Origin of the sequence: Novimethylophilus kurashikiensis, assembly GCF_003112435.1 — a bacterium.
GTDB lineage: Bacteria > Pseudomonadota > Gammaproteobacteria > Burkholderiales > Methylophilaceae > Novimethylophilus > Novimethylophilus kurashikiensis.
Map to the genome: position 1 here is coordinate 1 of NZ_BDOQ01000010.1, position 15,995 is coordinate 15,995.

The window sequence follows — 15,995 nt, forward strand, 5'->3', positions numbered from 1 at the left end:
AGCCTGCCGCTGGGCTTGGCCAGCGGCAGGCTTTTCCGCATGTCGCATAATGACGATGGTGGTGTCGGCAGCCACTGAGGACGAAAACAGGGACATCGCCACAATTAACAGCGATAGCAAGGGCGCAATCATATTTTTACCTTTTTTGAATTAGGCTTATTATATCAAAAAAGATTGAAAAGGTCAAGCCCCTTTCTAATCCTCCTTCTCGTCCAATTCTTCCACTTCTTCCTCATCTCCGTATTCGTCGACAACCTCAATATTGAGGTGAGCAGCGAGCGATTTAAGCGCACTCTCCACCTCCTCCATTCCGTCCCAGCCCACGCTATCGTGGCTGCAACTGGATATCACCTTATCATCGAAGCAAACCTCGAGGACCTCATCATTTTTGCGCCTGAATATCAGTTTAGCCATCGCTTACCCCACAAGTGCCAGCAACCAGGCCTCATCGGCCACAAGGATTCCAAGCTCCTGTGCTTTGGTCAATTTGGAGCCAGCGCCCTCCCCTGCCACCACCGCGTACGTTTTTTTGGAGACTGAGTCTGAAGCTTTTCCGCCGAGGGACTCCACCATTGCTTTTGCATCTTCACGCGAAAGGGTTGGAAGGGTGCCGGTAATCACCACAGTTTTTCCGGACAGCGCATCTCCCGCGCGGATAACCTGCTCCGCCTCTGGGCGGACTAATTCTGCCAAACGGTCAAATTCAACACTGGTATGTGGGTCGGCGAAAGCACCGTGGATGGCGGCTACGGTAATGGGACCAATATCTGGCAAGGCAATCAGGTCGGCCTCAGTCGCCGCACGGAAGGCTTCCCAGGTGCCAAACGCCTGCGCCAGTTGTTTTGCTGTACTTTCACCGACACCTTCAATGCCGAGGGAGTAGATGAACTTGCGCAATGGACGACCCACGCTTTCAGCGATGGCCGTCAAGAGGTTTGCGGCCGAAACCTTACCCCAACCTTCCAGTTTCGCAACTTCAGCCGCGTCGAGGCGATACAAGTCGGAAATCTTGGTGACCATGCCGGCATCCAGCAACTGCTCTACTGATGACTCACCCAGGCCATCAATATCCATTCCCTTGCGCGAGCCGAAGTGCGCAATACGGAACAGACGCTGGTCGGGGCAGCTGGTGCCGCCAGTGCAGAAATGTTGCGACTGGATGCGAATAATAGGCGAACCACAGCATGGGCAGGCATCAGGCATCTCCCAATCCTGAGAATCAATCGGGCGCAGCTCAGTCATCACAGACACCAACTCAGGAATCACATCGCCTGCCCGGCGCATAACGACCGTATCCCCTACCCGGACATCCTTAAGCCGAACCTGTTCAAGATTGTGCAGCGTGACATTCGAGACGGTGACGCCGCCGACTTGTACCGGGCGCAAGCGTCCAACCGGGGTTACGGCGCCTGTGCGACCAATTTGAACGTCGATGGCCTCAACCACCGTCGGGCGTTCTTCAGCCGGGAACTTGTAGGCAGTCGCCCAGCGCGGTTCGCGAGAATTCCATCCCAAATGCTCCTGCTGGTCAAAGCGATTCACCTTGAAGACGACGCCATCAATATCAAATGGCAGGTCCTGTCGCATGGCTGCCATGTCAGCGAAGGCTTGTTGGATGCCTTCTGCACCATACACCACGCGGGCTTGAGGCGCGACCTTGAAGCCAGCTTCGCGGAACCAGTCCAGCACTGCACTTTGCGTCGTAAATCCATAATCAGCGGCATTCACCAGGACGTAGGCGAAGAATGTAAGCCCTCGAGCTGCTGTCACGCGCGGGTCCAGCGCACGCAAACTCCCTGCAGCAGCATTACGACAGTTCTTGAGTTCCTTTTCACCAGCAGCAAGGGCCTTTGCATTTAGCTCCGCGAAGACTTTCTTGGTAATCATCGCCTCACCGCGAACCTCACCGGTGAATTCATTTGGCAGGCGAAGCGGGATTGAGCGAATGGTGCGGGCCTGAGCAGTGACATCCTCACCTGTTTCACCATCACCACGGGTTACCGCCTGCGTAAACCAACCCTCGACGTAACGTAACGCCAGGGAGGCCCCATCATACTTTGGCTCACTGGTGTATTCAGTCGCCGCTTCAGCGCCCAGTTCTGCATCAACCCGGGTGGCGAAAGAGAGCGCTGAGGATTCATCCATCGAGTTGCCCAGGGAGAGCATCGGTGCCGAGTGCGGAACGCTAGGCAGGTAGGCAGCCGGCGTGCCGCCCACGCGTTGCGTCGGAGAATCGGCCGAAATCAGGGCAGGGTTGGCCGCCTCCATATCCTGCAACTCACGGAACAAGCCATCGTATACCGCGTCAGATACCACCGGGTCGTCCATCACGTAGTAGGCATGCGCATACTCAATCACTGTATTCTTCAATGTCACGTAACGGACGGCAATCGGGGAATCCTGAACGATGATTTCTGGCACAACAGCTCCTTTCGAGAGAGGCTTAATCTTTTGATTTGATGAGCAAAACTATATCACAAAAGACAAAATAACGCAAGGAGTTTATGCCCAAACATCGATGGAGGAGCGACCTTCCGCACTCATGTATCCAGCCATTTTAATAGTCTCTACTCGGTCGCTCTGGTGCTTGGCTTCATTCAACACAGCCTGCGTTACACGTTCCCGGTCACGTGGGCCGACCTGGCCATAAGCGACATCAAGCATTGCGCGGTTGCGAGTTGGGTCAATCGTAGTCATACACTTTTCCGTATCATTCAATATTTTGTAAGGTCAACGCTCCATCCCCATGGAGCGACTTGGTTGGGAGGTTGTCTGGGCGTGTTGTTGAGTTGCCTTTACTGTCTCTCCGCCGCGAGAGGGCGCCGCATGAGGAAGGTCATGCGCAACTTCCCCCGCCTGCCGAGCCTTTACAGTCTTAGCAGTATCGAACATAGCCGAGCTCACATCCTTTAAGGTCGCCTCCTTGGGCAGACTGGAAATGGCTTTTGCCGTTTCCAGGGCAAGCTCCCGGTCATGGGGCTTGCCGCTCTTCACCATGTCGGTGATGATGGTCCCAAGGCCTTCAATTTGTTTGTTGTGCTTGCTCACAGGATGCTCAACAACGGCCTTTTTGAGCCCGTCCAGGGAATGATTCCCATAGGCCGCGCGCAATTCTTTCTGGTACTCATTCTGGCTGATATGCGACAGACGGCTAATAGCAGACTTCATCGTATGGAAGTCTTCAGGTGATTTAAGCGACGCCCGGGTGGCATCATTTTCCATGATGTTGAGAAACTTCTGCGCAACCGGCCCGCGATAGTTGTTGAAGATTTCTTCTTTGGCTATCCGGGAATTATGCTCAGTGATGAGTTGCAAGTCCTGTAACGCCTGCTTGTTTGAGAAGGCGTGCTGGGAGCCGGTGTAGTAATACATGTTTTCTGCAGCGCGAGCCTTATCCAGAGGGAGCGCCGTTTCATGCAGCTCTTTCTTGATGAGGTTGTCGATTTCCATGCGGATATTGTTACGAGCCCGCTCGTCCTGCGTACCAGCTAGCTCTGCGACCTTCGGGCGCAACAATGCCTCCGCCTCCTCGATGGAGCGGCCACCGCCATGGCCATTCATTGCCTTTTCCATCCCATAGTCAGGGTAGAATCGCGCGCTTCGGTCAATTGCATATTCGCCGACATAGCCAACCTTCCCGGCCACACCGTTATGCGTGTACATGGAAGCCACGCGCGGCGTCAGCGCAGCGTGCATCACCGTATCCGAAATCACGCCACCCTCTTGGATGGGGGTGGAGGTGCCGCGGTAAATCTTTGCGCCCTCGAGCAAAGGCTTCTTCTCGATGAAGTTTCTTTCCAGCAGCTCAAAAAGGTCTTGAGCGCCGCGCTTTAGTAATGCAGATTGGAGGCTCATATTCGTCTCTTGACAATGAATTGCTTTTTTGGGCTAAATAAGGTATACTTTGTTAACAACGTATAGAGCAATTGCCGCTCCAAAGTTAACAGAAAGTGAACAAACTATGTCTGATACAAAATTGAATTCTGTGCTGGAAGATAACGGTTATACAGTTCTCGACGAGAAGTTTGGGGTGTATCGTTTGCAGCAATTTTATGGGCCGAATAAAACTCTCAGTTTTGATGGTGTGGGTGTATTCTGCTCTCCCGTGCCCATGAGCCAAGCTAAAGAAGTGTACCTGAGCCTGTACGACGCTATTGAATACAGCAATGGTTCTCAGGAAGCCATCGATGCGACCATGGAATCATGGGCAGTGCTGAATGCCTGTCGGCTGTCTATGACCGGGATTCCTACTGCAGTCATTAACGACATGTCTCGATTTGGCAAGGTTGTCCAGGATAACGTGACGCTTGTGCGCCCGGATGGCCGTATCCGCCACTGCGCCATCATGGAATCGGGTGATGTCATCTGCTATCACTGAACCACTAAGGTTGGCGCTGGGGTATCACCCCGGTGATAAACCTGTTTCGAAGGGCGCCGTCCTTGCCGGTGTATTCGGCGCCCTGATGGGAGATGCCTTTGGTGTCCCTCATGAATTCAAGCCTCCCTACATCTTACCCACCGCAGACCACTTGAATCTGGTCATGCCGGCCCATTATCCGAAAACCTATAGCGGCATCCCGTACGGCACCTGGTCGGACGATGGCAGCCAGTTATTGTGCCTGCTCGATTCGTTGGAAAGCGAAGGGGGACAGCTTGTTTTGAGTACTTTCGGCGCAAGATTACTAGCCTGGTACGAACGGTCCCTCCATCAAGCAGGTGGAATCGTATTTGATTGTGGCGGCCAGACTGCCTACGCTTTAGGTCGCCTCAAAGAAGGTGTAACCCCTTGTCGGGCTGCCTTGAGCCGCTTCACGGCCGAGGCGGAGCGCTCCAGCAACGGGAATGGGGCCCTCATGCGTGCGTTGCCGGCAGCGTTCAGCAGCGTGCTATGGGAGGTATCCGAGGAAGAGGCAGTTCGTATGGGCGCGCAGCAGTCCAGGATTACGCATGCGCACCCAATTTCAATGATTACTTGTGCCTTGTATACCCAATTGGCCATCCAGGTCATGCATGGGTCAAGGCTGCCCTCCTGGAAGGACCGTGCAATTTCCGCGGCGCATCAACTTGAATCCGAACTCGAGCTCTCGGATGAGGAACTGAAGGCTCTGGACGAAATACGTCGCTTTGGCCGTTCAGAGATGCCAACTGGCGGCGGATATGTCGTCAATTCATTCTGGTCGGCTATCTATGCCTTAGACCGCAGCACTGATTACCTTTCAGCAATCCGAGCGGCCGTGAGCCTGGGAGACGATACCGACACCACCGCCTGCATCGTGGGCGGGCTTGCTGCGTTGGAGCACGGGCTCGCCACTGTGCCCACTCAATGGTGGGAAGTGCTTACGCTGCCAGAAGAGTCTGTTGGGCTTCTAACCCGTATTGCTGCCTAAGTAGCCAGCTTTCCACCGCTAGCGTGTAGAAGGCGTTGACCGAGCGGCGATAGCGTACGGCTGCCCGACGCATCTCCATATCAAACTCGGCGGAGAGCACCATAGCTAAGCGGCGGCGACGAGTCCCCTGGTAACTTTGAGACCATCGGCGGGGATGATGGACCTCGGCACCCTCAGGCTGTCGGGCCAAGTCTGCGACGGCAACACGTACAACTTCCGACTTGTAGAGTTCTTGGGTTGAGCAGTGTGTGCAAAGGGCGTTGTAAACACTTTCAGGAAAGGAAATAATTCTGCGCATGAGACGAGTACGATGCAATCTGTATCCTGTATAGCTTGCATCGGCCAATCCCGCGGCGCGCTAAGTCCCCTCGGCGTCAGGCAACTCCATCTCCAGTGGCCCCAGGGTGAAATAGAACACAGAGCCGCCAGGCACAATTGTCTCTGCCCACATGCGACCACCATGCCGCTCCACCATTCGTTTCGCCAAGGCCAACCCTATCCCGCGGCCCTGATGGGCTGACGCCTGATTGAAATAAGGCCTAAACATGTCGTCATGCATTTCTGTATCAAACCCAGGCCCATTGTCCTTCACGTAGAACACAGTTTCCATCTCCAATTGCTCCGCACCAATTTCAACAATTGGGTTTTCATTATCGATTGATGCGAAGTGGACCGCATTGTCGAGCAACGCGTTGTAGATGGTCCTTAGAATCAAGGCCGAGCCAATCATTCGCGGCATCGGCTTGGTCGTGAACGTAACCTTTGGGTAGCGCTGATGCAGTCCCAGCACCACAGGCGCCAGGATATCCGACATACTCAAAAACTCGGGTTCGAACGGCATCGAGGTTCCACAGAGATAACTCACCGCACCCTCCAGCAGTCGTTCCATTCTGGAGGCAACGTCCATCATCTCACCAACATTCTTGGCAGGTGGCGGCGTATCTTCCTCGCGCATGTTCTGGAGTAACTGGACCAGGGTCTCAAGGGATTCCTGAAGCAGAGTCGAAACCGAATAGACAAAAGTTTCCAAATCACCCACCGCGTCCGAGAGACGCTTCTTCTGGGTGGACACGCGTTGATTCAGTTGGTCATTGAGGCGAAGTACTTCCGTTTCATTACGCTTACGCTCGGTGATATCGTCAAACAGCATGACGAAAAATCCCTTCTCAAGACCGCAAACACTGAATTCCAGCCAACGGCTAAGAGAGGGTACCCATGCTTCAAAACGAGAGGAAACTCCAGAGTTGGCGGCGGACGCACAGCGCTCAAACAACTCCTTGTTGGTGCGGTAAAGGTCGGGCATGACATCACGCAGTTTTTGCGCGGTGATGTACATCGGATTCAACCCAGAGACAGTCTCAAAATGATTGTTGGACTCCAATACGATGAGGTCCGGCGAGCCGTCCTCAAGAGATATTGCCTGGCAATAAGCTACGGCGGCCATCATATGCTCAAACAGACTTAGATAGCGCTTCCGGCTCTTGAGCAATTCCTCTTCAAAACGGTTTTGTTCGCTGATATCGACTATCGACCCCATGAGGTACGATTCTTTATTCACCGGTAACGTGTCGCCGTAGTAAGCAACATGGAACTCAGTTCCGTTCTTCCTTCGATGAATAAGCTTTAGTCCTTGTAGGCGGCCATTTAGGGCTAACCCTTCTTGAATGTCGTGGAAGGAAAATCCACCCGCCCACAAATTCAGCTCTTCCGGAGTTTTACCAAGGATTTCATCTTCGGTATACCCAAAGGCATGGCAGAACGCTTCATTTACGGCGAGATATCGCCCATTATCCCGTTCGCTAATGAACGTGCTGGTCGGACTGCATTGGAAGAATTGATAGAACTTCCGCTCACTTTCCTTAAGCTTGTCCTCCATCTCCTTTCTGGAGGTGATATCCGTCGCAATGGCGCAAACTCCGTAAACAATGCCATCCGAATTTCGCATCGGGGTTTTTGTCGTGAGAAAAGTAAGCGGCGCTCCTTTGGCGTTATGGTGCAGCGACTCCTCGAAAATAATGCTCTTCCCTTCTCGCATCACTTCCCGGTCGCTAGCCATAAATTGTTTTGCGAGGTCCTCTGGGAAGACTTCGTCATCAAAGTGACCGATAACATTGGATGCCTTCAGGCCAAACATATTCTCCGCGGCATGGTTGAATACCAGATACCGACCGGACATGTCTTTGGCAATAATGACATCCGCAGAATTATCCGCCAGCGCCGAGAGCAGGATGCCCATTTCTGTTGACCGGGCTCTCGCCGAGTCCAACTCCGTACGCCATTTTTTGGTCTTGTAGATGTGATATCCAACGAGAAGTAGCAGGACAACCAGCGTCGCCACAAAAATGAAATAGAGGAGCGCCTCACTTGTCTTCAGGGCCGGATTACCGTCTTCACGGACATACCCCATCATCAGCAAAATGCCAAAAATCTGGAGCACAACTACGGAAGTGTGCGCAATGATAGGGAAGTTCGAAGGAGTCCTTCGGTCTCGTCGCGCTTGCATATTCTTTTTAGTAGCAAAAAAACAATATTCTAATGATTCCTAAGATGCTTTTCCATTACAAATGTAACGTACAAAATTCCTATGCGGACATAGGCTTTAAGTCTTTGTATATAAAAATGGGACCCGACAAAGGGTCCCATTTGACGTTACATGTCTGTCAGGCAAACGTTACATGTCTGTCAGGCAAACGTTACATGCGACTAATGATTTTCATTAATCACCCACTCCCAGTTGTAGGCTTTTTTGCAGTCTCCATTGATGGCCATCTTGATGATGGCTCCTTTATCGAGAGTCCCACCCAGGAGCGTTCCATCACCGTCCCACCACCAACCCACGAAAGCTGTTTCGCTGGCATACAGGTGAACACGATTAGTGACTAGCTCACGCCGCAGAGCGGCCTCACCTTCACCCGTGCTCCACCAGCAATTTTGAAAGAGGAAGGCGAGTAACTTACGACCCAATTCCGAGCTTTTATTAACCGGCGCCATATCGGGGGCAACATCAAAATTTGAGTAGCATCCGACACCCGGGCCAGGGAAGACCTGGTTGCGCATCAACTCCCCAAAGGTCGTTGCGTCGTCCAGCTCTAGCAGGTTTTCGTGAAGCATAACATCCTTAACAAATAATTTTTTGCAGGGTGGAGGGTGGAAACAGCAAGTCGCCAGGGCCAGGTGCGGTCACCTTGTTGAATACCAAATTGAGATGCTCCTTAATGGATGCCCACTCCTCCGCCGTCGGCGCCGCTGCCACCAACTCCGCACGGCCCTGAAGCCAATAACAGAATTGTTCCGGAGTCATCGAAGGGCCAAGGTGTTTGGGCGCAGGGAGGCCTAATGTTGATGGTATTTTGACAACTGAAGGGGCTTTATTGAATACCAACTCATCGAGCGGTGAGCCCCGGAATGTTCCTCGCCATCTAAGTGCAGAGAGGTCACCCGCTTCATCATGGGTAATCTCTAATTTTCCATTTTTGCGGGCTTTCCGCCAGCATCCATTTTTACGCCACGCCGTATAGCCCTGCCGAATAGCCATCTCGTTGGTATAGACCACACAGTGAAGGCCGGACGCCTTATCTAAAATAACGTCCCCAACAAATAGCGGCTTACCGTTAAGGTCGTCCACACGTTTAGCCTCGAAAGGGATGCCCGTCAAAACCCGTAGGTCATTTATCCATTGAGAAGTTGGGCCGGTTGGCTCTGATGCGATGGCGGATTCCATTTGCGCAATCGACTGCAGGTAGTGGGATAACGGGTGCGTAGGGTTCTTCACCCGCGCGTACACTTTTGAAAAAGGCTCCCCCGCCCCGCAATCACACAACGTTGCATAATCATCAGTGTGGTCATGCCCCGTGACGATATTCATCTTTATCGGCAACTTGCCACAATGAGCGCACACGTTAGCAGAACCGTTCCAACGGAAATTAACCGCCAATAATTTTTTCGACATCCGAGTCTCCTTGTTACTTTAATACTATACCATTATATGCTATATAAAGCAATAATTGCTTGAGAAATATAGCAATTTATGTTAGTATAGTTAAACACTACCAATAACAGTTACTCCATCAAAAATGTACGATTCTGACCAGTTAGTTGTTGTAAACCATGGCGAGGGACCGATGCTGGTTGTTGCAGGCGCAGGCTCGGGAAAGACCACTGCCGTCGTTGGGCGTGCTGCCCGCCTCATTCTGGAAGGTCTCGACCCGACCAAGCATTTAATGCTTACCTTCACTCGCAAGGCAGCTGAGGAAATGCGGGAGCGAATTGCAAAGCAACTACCGGGGATTGACCCAATGTTGCTGCAGATTTATACGTTCCATTCCTTCTGTTGGAAAACCATCCGCAAAAGCCCGGGGCTCTTTGGCTGCCTACCAGGATTGACACTGCTTCTCGATGACGACATCGACAAACTCTTCAACAAGTTCGCCAAGTCTCGCGGTTTATTGTCGGCGACAGACCCTGCAGCTAAGCGCAAGCAGCAGAGATTCGTTAATGACCTCCGGACCTGTTATGGGGTATTGAGGAATGAGGGCGGAACCCTCGATGACGCAGACATGATTGCAGACATCCTGGGCCGGTTCATCGATGATAGCGCTGACACGCTCACGGCATTCAATGGGTTGGTGACCGCCTATGAGGAGTACAAGGCCTCGACCAATACGGTGGATTTTGACGATTTGATTGGCATCATGGTGCATGGCTTGCGCAAGGAACCCATGCTCCGCGATAGGATGCGGGCACAATTCCCCTACCTCACAGTTGATGAATCGCAGGACACCAACCTGCCGCAATTCCAACTCGTGGAATTATTGGCCGGCGACTCACGGAATGTCGTCATGGTGGGTGACGACGACCAGGCCATTTACGCTTGGCGTGGTGCGCGTCCTGAGAATCTTCAGGACTTCAAGAGCACGTTTGGCGCCAAGGTGGCGTACCTCATGAATAACTATCGTTCCCAGAGCCGGATTGTCGAATCAGCCGGGGAGCATATCAGCTACAACATTGCCCGATTTGAGAAGACTCCCGTGCCTATCCGTGCTGGGGCCGAGAAGCTTAAGGTCTGGTATCTGGAGGCGGGCGCCGAAGCTGCCAAGCTGTTGGCCAAGTCCATTCAATCCGCCATTCGGAACGGCGTAGCGCCTGGTGAAATCGCCGTGTTGTACCGGACCAACCGGGCCGTGCACCTCCTAAAGCGTGCATTGATTGCGTTGCGTATTCCGCACCATATCGTGAACGGCATGGATTTCATCGAGCAAGCAGAAATCCAGCTGGCTATTGCCGCCGGTCGACTCGCGCTCAACCCACGGGACGCGGCCGCGCTCACCCGCCTATCCGAACTGGCAGATGGCGTTGGCGAGAAGGCGCTTGAATCGCTGTTTATGCATGCAACAGATGCCGGGTTATCCATCCTGGAGGCTATCCCGACCGCAAAGCTTTCTGCAAAGGCGCTAGGTAGTCTGGAATCCATCAGAAAAGGCATTGCCCGGCTCACAGAAGATGGCCCGCTGGAATTGTTTTCAGTGCTGGAGGATTTGGGAATCCGCGCATACTTTACAGCCAAAGATAAGGACAAGGAACTCACGGCACGTCGGTTGGCGGCGCTCCACGAGCTGCAGAACATGATTAACGACTGGCTGGCCGGGAGCCTCATGGATGCCGAGTCCCAATGGGATGAAGTATTTGATTCCCTGTTGCTCGACACTAAGCACAATGACACCCCTGACGGCCAGGTTTGGCTGTCCACTGTGCATCAGGCAAAAGGTCTGGAATGGGGACATGTCCATGTTTGGGGTTTATCCGACGGCATCTTCCCGTTGTCCCACGGGGATGAGGAGGAAGAGCGACGGCTATCGTACGTGGCAATTACCCGCGCTAAGGATGTGTGCGAGCTGTGGCACGCAAAAGAGTATCCTGACCGTCAGGGGCAAGCCTTTTCACGCTCACGCTTTATCGGCGAATTGCCAAAGCATCATGTCGAATTCAATTAGATAGTGAAGGTAGCCACAACATGACCATATTGCTCAACGAAGAAACTTTCGCAGAACCACTTAGCCCTGAGGAACTCGCCTGGGCGACAAAGCTCGACAAATTATTGGGGCAAATGCCACCCAGGATTAAGCTCATCGAAATCGATGACCGTCTCAAGATTGTTGATAAGGCGCTCGCAGAATGTGCGGGCTTATCAGGCGGCGGCTATGGGCAAATTGTAAAAGCGGGGGCCGAGCTGGCCGACCTCACCAACGGGATGTTTCAAATCAGTGGTATGACGTTTTAATCACTAGTCGAACAGCGAAAATGACTGAGTACCCACAAAACAATAAGTAGACAAATATAGTAATTAATAGTATACTTTTCGGCAATCAAAGAAGTTTGGAGCCGAAATGTCCCTCGCGGTCATTACCACTTATTATAACCCTTGCCGTTACGTTACTCGCCGCAAGAATTACGACATCTTCATGGCGGGTATGCGCGCCGCCGGCGTTCTTTGCCTCACGGTAGAGTGCGCATTCCCTGGTCAAGACTTTGAGCTGCCTCCCTCGCCGGACGTTGTGCAGGTTCGCGCGACTACTTTGCTTTGGCAAAAAGAGCGGTTGCTTAATATGGCTGCGGCCTATCTCCCATCGGACGTGAAATATGTTGCATGGCTGGATTGCGACATCGTGTTCGACAACAATAAATGGGCGGATGACCTGGTTGAAGTGCTGAAACAGCACCAGGTTGCCCAGGTCTTTGAAACAGCCATTCGCCTCGACCGCGATGGTATTACTGATGCCGAGCCGCGTGCGGAATCATTTGCCTCAGTGATGTCGCGTTGTCCAACAACACTCAATGCCGGCCGGTATGACGTTCATGGCCACACCGGGTATGGCTGGGCGATGCGACGAGAGTTGTTTGATGAAGTTGGGTTGTACGAGGCGGCCGTAAGCGGTAGTGCCGACCATTTTATGGCGCATGCCATCTATGACCATTACGGCTTCTGCATCGAAAATGCACTGAAGCATGACCCGGCGCAAATATCGCATCTCAAGGAATGGGGTGACCAGTTTTACAAGCTGGTCCGCGGGAGCCTGGGTGTCGTCCCCGGCACGATTCGTCACTTGTGGCATGGAGACACCGTAAACAGGCGCTATTTCCTGCGCATGCATGAAATTACCGACTTGGGATTTAATCCCTATACCGACATTCAGGCACAACCAGGAAAACCCCTTGAGTGGACGCCTGGAATTAACAAACCAGGGCTTGAAGCCTATTTCGCAAACTATTTCAATCAGCGCCAGGAAGATGGCGATGGAAAAGAACGCCAAGGAGTATACGCATGACGCAGTACCCCACATCGATTACGTCTGACGCGGAAGCTGCAGCCGTTGAAGCCAAAATAACAACGGCCCAGCAGGAGCTCGAAAAAATCCGCGGACAGGTCCGCGATATTACGCGTGGCCGCACCAACGCCGGCCAGCGTATGGTGAATACCTATCTGGGGAGCCTTAGCTCTACAGGGTTAACGACACTGGCTCGAGCATTTCCAGGGTTCCTCAAGGCGGAATTGCGTGAACTCTATCTCAAGAACATCCCGATTCTCTGGATATTCAAGCCCTCTGGATACGCGAACGCGCTTTCGCTGCTCAAGACGCAATTCCTGGCCTACCTCGACAAGAGCGGTCAGTTCCTGGTTGAAGATGGCCTGCTGCGCGAGCTGGGCCTGCGCCAGGCCATGGTTAGCCAAGAGCTGACCCGACTCGTTACCCTGCATGCTCAATATCGACACATGCAGTCCATGGGGGTTAAGTCGCCCGTCATCAAGCGGTCCACGACCATTATCGAGGAAGATGATGAAGATGTTCAGCCCTACCTCGTCGACATTGCAGATGACGAAATTCTGAATCTCATCAATCCTCCTTCTGTAGTAATTGCTACCGACGACAGCCTTGGCTATTATTCCTAGGCGACCTTCCTCCAGCCCCGTTCTCCGGGGCTTTGTTTTTGGATGCCGTGATGCTGGTTAGAAAATTCGAACGAAATTCTCAAGGCCGTGACTTTGTCGTGGGAGACATCCATGGTGCGTTTGACCTGTTGGTCAATGCTCTAAATTTGGTGGAGTTTAATCCGGATGTTGACCGCCTGTTCCTGGTTGGGGACTTGGTAGACCGTGGCCGCTATTCGAAGGTGGCAAAGGATTTCCTCTCCCAGCCGTGGGTCCACTCCACACGAGGCAATCACGAACAGTTATTCCTTTCCCTCTTCGCCAATGGTAAGCCATCCGCTAATGAGTTAGCCTGGCACGTCGAAAGGAATGGCTTGGGGTGGGTTACCGAACTCACGCAAGATGAAATCGCTGAATTCTGCCGTCTGTTCTCCGCCCTTCCTTTCGCTATCGAGGTCGAGACAGTCCGCGGCAGCGTCGGGCTGGTCCATGCAGAGGTCCCTGTCGGTATGGATTGGGCAACCTTCCTACGCCGCATCTCCGAAGGAGACGAGCAGGTTATCCAGTCAGCCATCTGGGGGCGCACGCGCGCCAAACAGGAAATTGTGTCAGGGGTTTTAGGTGTCGACCGGCTCTTTGCCGGGCATACCCCCCAGGCGCAGGGCGCCAAGCGCTTTGGAAACTGCTACATCGTGGATACAGCAGCGGTATTCGGAAGTGCTCATGGCCCGACTGAAGGGCACCTTTCGCTTGCGAACATGACCTGCACTACCGAGGTCTTGGTGTCTCCCGCGTCGCAAAAATCACTGGTCGAGATTTTCAACATTCCTTCAAATCGACCATTTGGGTATTACGCTAGTAATTAAGCGGTATTTTTAGCACGGATTTTGCCAAAAATACCGCCGGATACTCTCAACTTTCGAAATTATCGCGCACCAATCCAAGCGCCTTTAATGCTGCCAACGTGCTGTCGACATCTGTGTGATGGATGGCAATACCACCTGCCTCCTCCCATGGCTTGAGGTTGCGCTCCAGGTCATCGACCAGGACAGCCCCAGGGGAGACAAACTTGTATTTGTTGACCCCGCCGTACACCGTGTTCACCTTCAGGTCTGGAGATAGATTCCTCGCTACCCAATGGCGCTTATCGCGCTCCGCTGTGACCAGGAAGCCTGTTGGCAGGGGCATGGCTGTCAGGATTTCAACCCCCTCCCCCAGATGAGAAACCGCATCCAGAAGACGCATGGAATCAGGGATAAGGGGAAGCTTTGAAAATAGATTCGGTACCAGGGACAACCGGCCCCAGGCCATCGCGCCACTCATCTCGGTGTAATCGCGCTTCAGAATCTGCCGAACAAACGGGAAGAAATCTGCGAATACCCCATCCAGGTCAAAATAGAGCCTGGTCGGGACATCAGAGATTACACCGGTTTGGTTGCGCGCATCATTCATGACAGGCAGGCTTGGCAGTGGTATTGGCGCCCCTGCCGCGCCTGAGGAGGGGTAGCAACATGGGAAGCAATGAAGCACCCCAGGATGCGTATGACAATCGCAGGTACACCCGCCATAGGCGATTGGCAGACGCCTCATCGGGGGCCCCCTCGCTTGCGGAGAAACTTTTTCACCAGGGTGGCCATAACTTCCTCGACCTCGGCCGCCGAGTCAAGAATGAGAACCGGGACAACGTTGAGGTCGTCTTGGTAGAAAACCCTTGCCAGGTGGTTAATCTGCATCTCGGCAGAACCTGGCAGGTGGATACTATGGCTAAACAGCGTATCTGCTGTAGGTTCCAGGTAGGCCTCGAGCCCGTATTGGCCAATATCCGAGATTAATTTTTGGAAGTGTGCAGGCTGCGCCTCGAGTAGCTCAAAGTCCCCGGTCGTCAATACGACCGCCGGGCGCCTGAAGCCTTGCCCGTCGTTGGAAAATAGAACTCCACGGATATTCAACGGAATTTCCCGAGGATTCATCAACCCCATAACCTCAAGGTTAAGCGAATCACCATGGTTTAAGAACCGACTCCCCTGCTCAAGTATCCAACTTTCATGCTCTTCATCTAGGAGGGCCGCAGCCAAGGGGAAACAATTCCACTTGTAGAGTTGTTCAAACATGCGGCCACGCAGGATGAATTCGGAGACATTAAAGACTTCAGAGAGCGCTGCAGCGCGATTTTCGGCTACGACCGCTTCGCACTGCGCCTCAATAAGAATATTCGCAGCACCGCGAAGATGCATGTTGGCGCGGGTTTCAACTTCAGTGGGGAGGCCAACCAGGGATTCGGGATGTGGATGATTAAGCATTGAGTTGATGCTGCCGGAAGCAAGGCCATCTCGCAGGATAGCGGCTGAATACGCCAGCACCAGCATCAAGGTCACCAACACCGGGTCCTGGGCCTCGAGATGAGAACTTACTTTCGGCGCAATGAGGGCAGCCAGCTCATCACACATCGCAAGCTCTGCCCGAGGGAAATGTACCCCAGCAGTGTCAAGCAAGTGAGTCGCCTGTATGCGACATAACTGCCCCTGCAACGATGGCGGGAAGAGGTCACTATAATGGTCGATAAGCACGGAGGCTGCTTGGTACGCCCGCGTGAGCTTAAGTCCGGAAAATTTCCCTCCCATAGCCCAATCACGCGCCATCAAAATACTATCGTTTGTCATTTATCACCTGCTAATGCCGTGTGT

16 protein-coding genes are annotated in these 15,995 nt (G+C 53.0%); 7 read left to right on the forward strand and 9 right to left on the reverse strand.

Annotated elements, in window-relative coordinates:
* Nucleotides 1-195 precede the first annotated feature (195 nt).
* The 4 genes from NMK_RS11875 to NMK_RS11890 form a co-directional block, all read right to left on the reverse strand.
* On the reverse strand, nucleotides 196-414 hold the full coding sequence (locus tag NMK_RS11875) for a hypothetical protein (RefSeq protein ID WP_109015982.1): 219 nt from the start codon (nucleotides 412-414) through the stop codon (nucleotides 196-198).
* Nucleotides 415-417: 3 nt separating this feature from the next.
* Nucleotides 418-2,421, reverse strand: coding sequence for an NAD-dependent DNA ligase LigA (gene ligA / locus NMK_RS11880; protein WP_227871469.1), 2,004 nt, complete (start codon nucleotides 2,419-2,421; stop codon nucleotides 418-420).
* Nucleotides 2,422-2,502: 81 nt separating this feature from the next.
* On the reverse strand, nucleotides 2,503-2,697 hold the full coding sequence (locus NMK_RS11885; RefSeq protein ID WP_109015983.1) for a hypothetical protein: 195 nt from the start codon (nucleotides 2,695-2,697) through the stop codon (nucleotides 2,503-2,505).
* Nucleotides 2,698-2,730: 33 nt separating this feature from the next.
* A complete protein-coding gene (locus NMK_RS11890; RefSeq protein ID WP_109015984.1) occupies nucleotides 2,731-3,855 on the reverse strand; it encodes a hypothetical protein in 1,125 nt (374 codons plus the stop codon).
* Between the two features lie 106 nt (nucleotides 3,856-3,961).
* Here NMK_RS11890 and NMK_RS11895 point away from each other — a divergent pair, with 106 nt between their 5' ends.
* Both NMK_RS11895 and NMK_RS11900 read left to right on the forward strand, forming a co-directional pair.
* Entirely contained in the window at nucleotides 3,962-4,378 is a 417-nt protein-coding gene (locus NMK_RS11895) for a hypothetical protein (protein WP_109015985.1), read from the forward strand.
* Nucleotides 4,359-5,387 (forward strand): ADP-ribosylglycohydrolase family protein, encoded by a 1,029-nt coding sequence (locus tag NMK_RS11900; RefSeq protein WP_181376267.1) that lies wholly within the window; start codon nucleotides 4,359-4,361, stop codon nucleotides 5,385-5,387. The genes NMK_RS11895 and NMK_RS11900 overlap by 20 nt, the downstream gene beginning before the upstream one ends.
* 358 nt (nucleotides 5,388-5,745) lie before the next feature.
* Here the strand turns inward: NMK_RS11900 and NMK_RS11905 are convergent, their stop codons facing one another.
* The 3 genes from NMK_RS11905 to NMK_RS11915 all read right to left on the reverse strand — a co-directional run bounded on the left by NMK_RS11905 (nucleotide 5,746) and on the right by NMK_RS11915 (nucleotide 9,336).
* Nucleotides 5,746-7,797 (reverse strand): PAS domain-containing sensor histidine kinase, encoded by a 2,052-nt coding sequence (locus NMK_RS11905; protein ID WP_181376268.1) that lies wholly within the window; start codon nucleotides 7,795-7,797, stop codon nucleotides 5,746-5,748.
* Between the two features lie 293 nt (nucleotides 7,798-8,090).
* Nucleotides 8,091-8,498, reverse strand: coding sequence for a hypothetical protein (locus tag NMK_RS11910; RefSeq protein WP_109015988.1), 408 nt, complete (start codon nucleotides 8,496-8,498; stop codon nucleotides 8,091-8,093).
* A gap of 7 nt (nucleotides 8,499-8,505) precedes the next feature.
* Nucleotides 8,506-9,336 (reverse strand): hypothetical protein, encoded by an 831-nt coding sequence (locus NMK_RS11915; RefSeq protein ID WP_109015989.1) that lies wholly within the window; start codon nucleotides 9,334-9,336, stop codon nucleotides 8,506-8,508.
* Nucleotides 9,337-9,460: 124 nt separating this feature from the next.
* Here NMK_RS11915 and NMK_RS11920 point away from each other — a divergent pair, with 124 nt between their 5' ends.
* The 5 genes from NMK_RS11920 to NMK_RS11940 all read left to right on the forward strand — a co-directional run bounded on the left by NMK_RS11920 (nucleotide 9,461) and on the right by NMK_RS11940 (nucleotide 14,177).
* Nucleotides 9,461-11,377 carry an ATP-dependent helicase gene (locus NMK_RS11920; RefSeq protein WP_109015990.1) on the forward strand — a complete coding sequence of 639 codons (1,917 nt, stop codon included), beginning with the start codon at nucleotides 9,461-9,463 and terminating at the stop codon, nucleotides 11,375-11,377.
* 20 nt (nucleotides 11,378-11,397) lie between these two features.
* Complete coding sequence (locus NMK_RS11925; RefSeq protein ID WP_109015991.1) at nucleotides 11,398-11,664, forward strand: hypothetical protein; 267 nt, start codon at nucleotides 11,398-11,400, stop codon at nucleotides 11,662-11,664.
* A 106-nt stretch (nucleotides 11,665-11,770) separates the two neighbouring features.
* On the forward strand, nucleotides 11,771-12,709 hold the full coding sequence (locus NMK_RS11930) for a glycosyltransferase (protein WP_109015992.1): 939 nt from the start codon (nucleotides 11,771-11,773) through the stop codon (nucleotides 12,707-12,709).
* A complete protein-coding gene (locus NMK_RS11935) occupies nucleotides 12,706-13,332 on the forward strand; it encodes a hypothetical protein (protein WP_109015993.1) in 627 nt (208 codons plus the stop codon). The genes NMK_RS11930 and NMK_RS11935 overlap by 4 nt, the downstream gene beginning before the upstream one ends.
* Before the next feature lie 50 nt (nucleotides 13,333-13,382).
* Nucleotides 13,383-14,177, forward strand: coding sequence for a metallophosphoesterase (locus NMK_RS11940; protein WP_146187191.1), 795 nt, complete (start codon nucleotides 13,383-13,385; stop codon nucleotides 14,175-14,177).
* 46 nt (nucleotides 14,178-14,223) lie between these two features.
* Here NMK_RS11940 and NMK_RS11945 read toward each other — a convergent pair whose 3' ends face one another.
* Together NMK_RS11945 and NMK_RS11950 are read right to left on the reverse strand one after the other, a co-directional pair.
* The gene (locus NMK_RS11945; RefSeq protein ID WP_109015995.1) at nucleotides 14,224-14,763 is read right to left on the reverse strand and encodes an HAD family hydrolase; all 540 of its coding nucleotides are present in this window, start codon (nucleotides 14,761-14,763) and stop codon (nucleotides 14,224-14,226) included.
* A 134-nt stretch (nucleotides 14,764-14,897) separates the two neighbouring features.
* Nucleotides 14,898-15,971, reverse strand: coding sequence for a hypothetical protein (locus tag NMK_RS11950; protein WP_109015996.1), 1,074 nt, complete (start codon nucleotides 15,969-15,971; stop codon nucleotides 14,898-14,900).
* Nucleotides 15,972-15,995: the final 24 nt, after the last annotated feature.

Coding starts and splice junctions, on each gene's coding strand:
- NMK_RS11895 (WP_109015985.1), top strand. CDS start 3,962: ATGTCTGATACAAAATTGAATTCTGTGCTGGAAGATAACGGTTATACA.
- NMK_RS11945 (WP_109015995.1), bottom strand. CDS start 14,763: ATGAATGATGCGCGCAACCAAACCGGTGTAATCTCTGATGTCCCGACC.
- NMK_RS11900 (WP_181376267.1), top strand. CDS start 4,359: ATGTCATCTGCTATCACTGAACCACTAAGGTTGGCGCTGGGGTATCAC.
- NMK_RS11905 (WP_181376268.1), bottom strand. CDS start 7,797: ATGATGGGGTATGTCCGTGAAGACGGTAATCCGGCCCTGAAGACAAGT.
- NMK_RS11885 (WP_109015983.1), bottom strand. CDS start 2,697: ATGACTACGATTGACCCAACTCGCAACCGCGCAATGCTTGATGTCGCT.
- NMK_RS11950 (WP_109015996.1), bottom strand. CDS start 15,971: ATGACAAACGATAGTATTTTGATGGCGCGTGATTGGGCTATGGGAGGG.
- NMK_RS11920 (WP_109015990.1), top strand. CDS start 9,461: ATGTACGATTCTGACCAGTTAGTTGTTGTAAACCATGGCGAGGGACCG.
- NMK_RS11940 (WP_146187191.1), top strand. CDS start 13,383: ATGCTGGTTAGAAAATTCGAACGAAATTCTCAAGGCCGTGACTTTGTC.
- NMK_RS11915 (WP_109015989.1), bottom strand. CDS start 9,336: ATGTCGAAAAAATTATTGGCGGTTAATTTCCGTTGGAACGGTTCTGCT.
- NMK_RS11935 (WP_109015993.1), top strand. CDS start 12,706: ATGACGCAGTACCCCACATCGATTACGTCTGACGCGGAAGCTGCAGCC.
- NMK_RS11875 (WP_109015982.1), bottom strand. CDS start 414: ATGGCTAAACTGATATTCAGGCGCAAAAATGATGAGGTCCTCGAGGTT.
- NMK_RS11910 (WP_109015988.1), bottom strand. CDS start 8,498: ATGCTTCACGAAAACCTGCTAGAGCTGGACGACGCAACGACCTTTGGG.
- NMK_RS11890 (WP_109015984.1), bottom strand. CDS start 3,855: ATGAGCCTCCAATCTGCATTACTAAAGCGCGGCGCTCAAGACCTTTTT.
- NMK_RS11930 (WP_109015992.1), top strand. CDS start 11,771: ATGTCCCTCGCGGTCATTACCACTTATTATAACCCTTGCCGTTACGTT.
- NMK_RS11925 (WP_109015991.1), top strand. CDS start 11,398: ATGACCATATTGCTCAACGAAGAAACTTTCGCAGAACCACTTAGCCCT.